Here is a 4,828-nt window from a genome sequence, read left to right on the forward strand (position 1 = left end):
CTGCCCGAGGCGATCGCCACCGCGCAGCGTTCCCTGGAGATCCTGACCAGGGTGCTGCCCGCAGACCACCCGTCCCCGACCTATCCCCAGGTCTACCTGGCCAACATGTACCGCGACGCCGGCGAGCCCGCCCGCTCCCGGACGCTGCTCGAGGCGGCGCTGACCGTGCGCGCGCGGGTCTTCGGCGACGACAGCCCGCAGGTCCTGGAAGTGGTGATCGAACTGGGCAGGATCAGCGCCATGCAGGGAAGGCGGGAGGAGGCACGCGCGCACTACGAGCGGGCGCTGCGGATCGCCGATCAGGGCGCAGGCACCGCCGACGAGCTGTCCACGATCCGGGCGGAGCTGGCTTCGGTCCGGGATGGATAGACGAGGCACGGAGCCCGGCGCGGATCGCTAGCCGGCGAAGTGCTGATGGACCTTGGCGACGATCTGCCGGTCCGTCATCTTGTCGGTCTTTTCGACCCCCACGACGCGCTTGTCGAGTTGGCCGCCCTCGAGCCGCGCCTTCAGTTCGTTCTTCGCCTCGCCCGGACCGAAGATCAGGATGGACTCCGCATCGCGCAGGCACGCGATGACCTCGTCGTAGTAGACGTTGAGATGCCCCGTCAGGGCCCGCTGGCGGCTGTCGTCCGCGGGCACCCGCGTCGGCTCGAAGGAGCCCTTGAGGGGTGAATCGCCGGTGCGTCGCAGCTGCTTCTCCACCTTCGACTCGATCAGCGTGGTCGCATCCTCTTTGCCGTTGACGGCCACGACGACGGCCTTGCGGTGGTCGATCCACAGACCCGTTTTCATCGAGCGCTCCTTGGACGGCTGGTTCGGCTTGACGCCGCGGTCGCCGGCGGGCCGCGAAGCGGCTCGTCCGGCTCACCACAAGTTAAGCACAATACCGGAAAGGTCGAATAGGGCCTCAACACTGCGGGCGTCTGCGCCGCGCTGCGTTCTCCGCGATCCGCGCCCTGACCAGCTTGCGAATCAGCGCCGCCGCTTGGCCGCTGGCCTCATCGCCGTGGCCCCCTTCCGCGTCAATCGGCGGCGGCCGCGCGGATCTCCGCCAGGAACAGCTCCCCGTACCGCCGCAGCTTCGTCTCCCCCACCCCGCTCAACAACAGGAAGGCTTCGGGCGACGCCGGCCGGTGCTGCGCCATGGCCGCCAGGGTGCGATCGTGGAAGATCACGTAGGGCGGCACGCCCTGCTCCACGGCCAGCCCGTGCCGCAGGACGCGCAGCCGCTCGAAGAGCGCGGCGGTGGCCGCGTCGACCTCGACGTCCGCATCGACGGTCAGCGCGGCCGGCGTCTTGCGCTTGCGCTCCTTCGCCGCCGTGCGCGTCAGCACGTCGCGCCGCAGGCGCAGCTCACGCCCCCCGTTGAGCACGGGACCTGCGGCCGCCGTCAGGCGCAGGCCGCCGTAGCCCTCGGGATCCAGTGCCAGCAGGCCCAGCGCGACCAGCTGCCGGAACACGCTGCGCCAGCCGAAGTCGTCGAGCTCGCCGCCGATCCCGTAGGTCGATAGGCGGTCGTGACCGAAGCGCCGCACCCGCTCGTTCTCGTTGCCGCGCAGCACGTCGATCACGTGCTGGGCGCCGAAACGCTGCCCCGTGCGGGCCACGCACGACAGGGCCTTCTGGGCGACCACGGTGCCGTCGTAGGTGTCCGGCGGTTCGAGGCAGGTGTCGCAGTTGCCGCAGGGCTCGGGCATGACCTCGCCGAAGTAGGCCAGCAGGCGTTGGCGGCGGCAGTCGGTCACCTCGCAGTAGCCGAGCATGGCGTCGAGCTGCTGCAGGTTGCGCCGGCGGTGCATCTCGTCGCCCTCGGAGGCGTCGACGAGCTTGCGCAGCATCACCACGTCCTGCAGACCGTAGCAGAGCCAGGCGTCGGCGGGCAGGCCGTCGCGGCCGGCGCGTCCCGTCTCCTGGTAGTAGCCCTCGACGCTCTTGGGCAGGTCGAGGTGGGCCACGAAGCGCACGTCCGGCTTGTCGATGCCCATGCCGAAGGCGATGGTCGCGCACACCACCAGGCCGTCCTCGCGCCGGAAGCGTTCCTGGTGGCGGCGGCGGGTCGCGGCGTCGAGCCCCGCGTGGTAGGGCACCGCGGGGATGCCCTGCTCGCTGAGGAACTTCGCCGTCTCCTCGGTCTTCTTGCGCGCCAGGCAGTAGACGATGCCCGCGTCGCCGGCGTGCTCGGCGCGCAGGAAGTCCAGCAGCTGGCGGCGCGGGTTGTCCTTGGGCACGACGCGGTAGCGGATGTTCGGCCGGTCGAAGCCCCCGATGAAGACGCGCCCGCCCTGCAGCCGCAGGTTCTGCAGGATCTCCTCGCGGGTGCGCTCGTCCGCCGTCGCGGTGCAGGCCAGGCGCGGCACGTCCGGGTAGCGTTCGGCCAGGACGTCGAGCTGCAGGTACTCCGGGCGGAAGTCGTGTCCCCACTGGGAGACGCAGTGGGCCTCGTCGATGGCGAAAAGGGCCAGGCCCGACCGCGACGGCGCCCGGGTGACCTCGTCCAGCAGTTCGAGCGTGCGCTCCTGCAGCAGGCGCTCGGGCGCCACGTAGAGCAGGTCCAGTTCGCCGCGCAGCAGCTGCGCTTCGACCCGACGCCCCTCGGCGACGCTCAGGCTGGAGTTCAGGAACGCCGCGCGCAGGCCGAGCTGCCGCAGGGCGTCCACCTGGTCCTGCATCAGGGCGATCAGGGGCGAGACCACCACGCCGGTGCCGTCACGCAGCAACGCGGGGATCTGGTAGCAGAGGGACTTGCCGCCGCCGGTGGGCATCAGCAGCAGGGCGTCGCCGCCGTTGGTCAGGTGGTCGACGACCTCGGCCTGGTGACCGCGGAACTCGGGGTAGCCGTAGACGGATTTCAGGATGTCCAGGGCGGTGCGTTCCATGGGGGCAGGCTAGCCAGAAGCGGGCCGCGGGGCAAGGCCGCAACGGCGCTGCCCCGCACATCACGCGCCACGGGCGCGATCTCACCTATAGATCCGCTTCACCTCTCCCCACGACGCCTCCGCCGCCGCCGTCGGCGCCCCCTCGGTCACGACCCAGGCGCCGGGGTTCCAGCTCGCCACGAACGACTGGGTGCCGTAGCTCGTCATGATGTGGAAATAGGGATCGATGTTGGCCTCCAGCAGCAGCCCGTCGGGCTGGGTGGCCTGCTCGTAGTAGCCGATCCAGCGCGGCTCGCCGACGCCGGCCTGGAACTGCGGCGCGCCCAGGATCTCGACCAGGGAGACGTCGCCCGCGGACAGCCGTCCGACCAGCGCCGCGACCTCGGCGGCGGTGGCCCAGCGCCAGCCGGGATTGACGGTCAGCCAATCCGTCACCTGATCGCGGGTGAGGCCGACGAACAGGGCCGGGTCGCACCAGTACAGGCCCGAGCCCCCGTCGTGGAAGAGCTGCCGGTGTGCGCCCTGATCCGTGAGGCGCGGCATCGTGGTCGGGTCGGCGGCGTTCACGAACCAGCCGCCGGGACCCCAGATCTCGACACCGGACTGGCTGCCGGACTGGGTCAGGACATCGTACGGTTCGGTGTCCGACTGGATCAACCAGCCGTCGGGAATGGTGGCCGCGTAATAGCCGATCCAGCGGGGACCGCCGGCGCCCACGATGAACTGGGGGGCGCCCATGACGTCCACGAGGTCGAGCCCGGCCGGCGCCGTGCTGCCCAGCAGCGCGTCGATCTGCGCGCTCGTGGCCCACGCCCAGCCGGTCGAGTTGCGGGTGATGAACACGTCGAGCGCGGTGCGGTCCGTGTCCGTCAGCACGTCGGGGTCGCACCAGGTGAGACCCGTGGCCGTGTCGAAGAAGAACTCGCCGAAGGCGCCGCGGTTGGACAGTTCCGCGGCGAGCGCGCCTCCGGCGCACGCCACGAGAATCGCCGAGCCGAATAAGAGAGTGCGAAGTTTCATGACCGCAGCTCCTTCCCGCGATGGACCGTCGAGGCGATGAACACCTGCTCTCATATCACCGCGGACGAGCAATCTCAACGTGAATCATGCCCGGCCGTCATTCCATCAACCACGCGACCGCCTGTCCTCGGTCCTCGAACAGGCGGACGCAGAGGCCGCGATTGCGACAGACGTTATCCCAGAACCTGACGTTTTCGAAGGCTTCGTGCCCCTTCGGCAACAGGACCGCCTCCCTGGCGGCGCCGTCGGGATCGTTCGCCAGGAAGGCCTCGACCATCGCGTACAGGTCGACGACCGAATGCCCACCGGCAAGTTCCGTGCAGTCGGCCAGCAGGCGGGTCACGCCACTGGCGCGGGAGGTCATGATCGTTTCACGGACGAGCAACGACAGTGATTCCGGAGACACTACGCCGCGGTAACTCGTCTCGATGATGGGATGATCGTGAAGAACCTGCACGGACCCGGGCATGACACCCTCCTGCGTTCGCGGACAGAAGCGCATGACCCGACGGGCGGGCCGCGATCGGTCGAAAAACGAATGGGCGATCTGTCGGGCAGATGGATATACGGGACATTCATCGAGGATCAGCTCGCCGTTTGCAAGCGGAAACAACGCCGCGTCCGGCGACGGCCGCCCGGGGGGCGGCTTCACCGGGAAGCGGATTCCCGGTGAAGCCGCCGGACGGTGGCCGCGATCCCCTTGCTATGGCACGAACGAGAGCTTGATCGCGAGCGGTGCGGAACCGGCGCTCAGCCTTGCCACGTAGACGCCGCCCGGCAGCGCGCGGCCCGCATCGTCGCGCCCGTCCCAGATGACGGAGGCGGGACCGGCCGGGCGCGACTCGTCCAAAAGGCCGCGCACCCGGCGGCCGCGGGCGTCGAAAACGACCAGGGTCGCGCGGGCGGGGGCCGACAGCAGGAACGAGATC

Annotated in this window: 6 protein-coding genes; 1 reads left to right on the top strand and 5 read right to left on the bottom strand. The window is 69.9% G+C overall.

Annotated features, from left to right (window positions below; translation table 11 throughout):
• On the top strand, positions 1–369 hold a 369-nt coding region (locus Q7W29_01660), incomplete at its 5' end, for a tetratricopeptide repeat protein (GenBank protein ID MDO9170517.1).
• A gap of 27 nt (positions 370–396) precedes the next feature.
• Here the strand turns inward: Q7W29_01660 and Q7W29_01665 are convergent.
• The 5 genes from Q7W29_01665 to Q7W29_01685 form a co-directional block, all read right to left on the bottom strand.
• Positions 397–795, bottom strand: coding sequence for a hypothetical protein (locus Q7W29_01665; GenBank protein ID MDO9170518.1), 399 nt, complete (start codon positions 793–795; stop codon positions 397–399).
• Positions 796–1,025: 230 nt separating this feature from the next.
• Positions 1,026–2,879: a DNA helicase RecQ gene (gene recQ / locus Q7W29_01670; GenBank protein ID MDO9170519.1), complete on the bottom strand. Its 1,854-nt coding sequence runs from the start codon at positions 2,877–2,879 to the stop codon at positions 1,026–1,028.
• 81 nt (positions 2,880–2,960) lie between these two features.
• Positions 2,961–3,899: a hypothetical protein gene (locus tag Q7W29_01675; protein ID MDO9170520.1), complete on the bottom strand. Its 939-nt coding sequence runs from the start codon at positions 3,897–3,899 to the stop codon at positions 2,961–2,963.
• Between the two features lie 97 nt (positions 3,900–3,996).
• A complete protein-coding gene (locus Q7W29_01680; GenBank protein ID MDO9170521.1) occupies positions 3,997–4,368 on the bottom strand; it encodes a hypothetical protein in 372 nt (123 codons plus the stop codon).
• 234 nt (positions 4,369–4,602) lie between these two features.
• Positions 4,603–4,828: FlgD immunoglobulin-like domain containing protein (locus Q7W29_01685; protein ID MDO9170522.1), on the bottom strand; the 226-nt coding region annotated here is incomplete at its 5' end.

This window comes from bacterium (assembly GCA_030654305.1).
Taxonomy (GTDB): domain Bacteria; phylum Krumholzibacteriota; class Krumholzibacteriia; order LZORAL124-64-63; family LZORAL124-64-63; genus PNOJ01.

Excerpts from the sequence above, each read along its gene's own strand:
- Q7W29_01680 (MDO9170521.1), bottom strand. The coding sequence starts at position 4,368 with ATGCCCGGGTCCGTGCAGGTTCTTCACGATCATCCCATCATCGAGACG.
- recQ (MDO9170519.1), bottom strand. The coding sequence starts at position 2,879 with ATGGAACGCACCGCCCTGGACATCCTGAAATCCGTCTACGGCTACCCC.
- Q7W29_01675 (MDO9170520.1), bottom strand. The coding sequence starts at position 3,899 with ATGAAACTTCGCACTCTCTTATTCGGCTCGGCGATTCTCGTGGCGTGC.
- Q7W29_01665 (MDO9170518.1), bottom strand. The coding sequence starts at position 795 with ATGAAAACGGGTCTGTGGATCGACCACCGCAAGGCCGTCGTCGTGGCC.